Raw genomic sequence first — 1549 nt, 5'->3', positions numbered from 1 at the left:
TAGGGTCTGCTGAAAAAGTTTTTCCTGGGGGTAGGAGTCAGTAGCCGGTCGTCAGGAGCCGGTCGTTTTAGGCTTTGTTGCCCTTGTTTTTTGTACCAAGCGATGTACTACAAGAAGGATAATGCAAGGTTTTTGAACGTCCCAATCCTATTTTCGCAGCACTAACATCGGACTTTAACAGGTCAAAAGCTTTATTTTAAAAGGGTTTTACCATTATTCAGCAAACCCTAAATAAAAGCAATCTGCTGACTACTGACTCCCCAGACTCCTGACTCCCCAGACTCCTGACTTGAAAGAGGGTGTAGGGTGTGGGGTGTGGGGTGTGGGGTGTAGGGTGTAGGGAAGGAAACCTCTTTCATCTGTGGGGGTGAAAATTTTTTCATCGGGACTGACTCCTAATCCCAGCAACAAACTTTTTCAGTAAACCCTAATTAGAGATTTTTCAGTACAAAGGCTCTAAAATGGCCAGTGCCAGTTATTGGCCAGAAGACTTGTTTTTTCGGTCTTGTGGCTTTATCATGGGTACTGTGTGGTGTGTGTGATGTGAAGGAGTAAGATGACTGCTAATAGCCAACTTATCTCCGTCAAGGCTCTACAAGCTTTGATGAAGCGAGGGTTCAAACCTTCGGTCTCTGGTAGACGGCATCAAAAATCTTGGTTAATAGCTTTAGACGGCGATACCTCAAAACGATTATTCGATATCGTTTTCTCCCTATCGGTTCTAATTTTCTTTTCGCCGCTTTATTTAATCTTAGCCTTATTGATCGCGATTAGTTCCCCCGGTCCGGTCTTCTATGTGCAGAAGCGCGTCGGTCAAAACTTCCAGCATTTCAACTGTATCAAGTTCCGTACTATGGTAATGGATGCTGATAAGGTGTTAGAGAGACTGATGGAAGACTCTCCCCAACTGCGGGCAGAATTCGAGGATAATTTCAAGCTTAAGGACGATCCTCGCATAACTTGGATTGGCAAATTTCTCCGCTTAACCAGTTTAGACGAGTTTCCCCAATTCTGGAACGTCCTGCGAGGAGATATGAGCGTCGTCGGTCCGCGGCCTTTAGTTCCCGAAGAATTGCAGAAATATGGCAATCGCATCGACAAAGTTTTAACTATTCGCCCCGGTTTGACTGGTTTATGGCAAGTTTCGGGACGTAATGACATACCCTATCCCCTGCGGGTGCAGATGGATGTGTATTACGTTAATTCGCGTAACTGGTTAACTGATATCTGGGTAATCTTCAGAACTATCGGTGTTGTGGTTTTTCCCAAAAATAACGGTGCTTACTAAAGCGGTGAATAGTAAAAAATTACTCACTGCTGTTTCAATGTAATTAATCGCTAGACTGGAGGAGAGAAGGGGAGAACTTGCTTTTTTCTCCTCTTTTTTTGAGAAATATTATGACAGTAATTAGGGTCTGCTGAAAAAGTTTTTCCTAGGGGCAGGGTGTAGGGTGTGGGGTGTGGGGTGTGGGGTTTTACCGATTTTGAGGGGGTCAATTACCTAATTTTCAGGGAAAAAGTCCCTGAATTTCCCCCTGATCACTCCCAT

General features: G+C 44.4%; 3 protein-coding genes. 1 reads left to right on the top strand and 2 read right to left on the bottom strand.

Features of this window, described 5'->3' with window-relative positions; all coding sequences use genetic code 11:
• Positions 1 to 227 precede the first annotated feature (227 nt).
• Positions 228 to 383, bottom strand: coding sequence for a hypothetical protein (locus PX482_RS07595; protein WP_288027648.1), 156 nt, complete (start codon positions 381 to 383; stop codon positions 228 to 230).
• A gap of 173 nt (positions 384 to 556) precedes the next feature.
• Here PX482_RS07595 and PX482_RS07590 point away from each other — a divergent pair, with 173 nt between their 5' ends.
• Positions 557 to 1288, top strand: a complete 732-nt coding sequence (locus tag PX482_RS07590; protein ID WP_002760967.1) for an undecaprenyl-phosphate galactose phosphotransferase family protein — start codon at positions 557 to 559, stop codon at positions 1286 to 1288.
• Positions 1289 to 1338: 50 nt separating this feature from the next.
• Here the strand turns inward: PX482_RS07590 and PX482_RS07585 are convergent, their stop codons facing one another.
• Entirely contained in the window at positions 1339 to 1497 is a 159-nt protein-coding gene (locus PX482_RS07585) for a hypothetical protein (RefSeq protein WP_196219852.1), read from the bottom strand.
• Positions 1498 to 1549 lie beyond the last annotated feature (52 nt).

It is taken from the genome of Microcystis sp. M53602_WE12 (assembly GCF_030065455.1).
In the GTDB taxonomy this organism is placed as follows: Bacteria; Cyanobacteriota; Cyanobacteriia; order Cyanobacteriales; family Microcystaceae; genus Microcystis; species Microcystis aeruginosa.
This window is presented reverse-complemented; position numbering and strand designations above follow the sequence as displayed.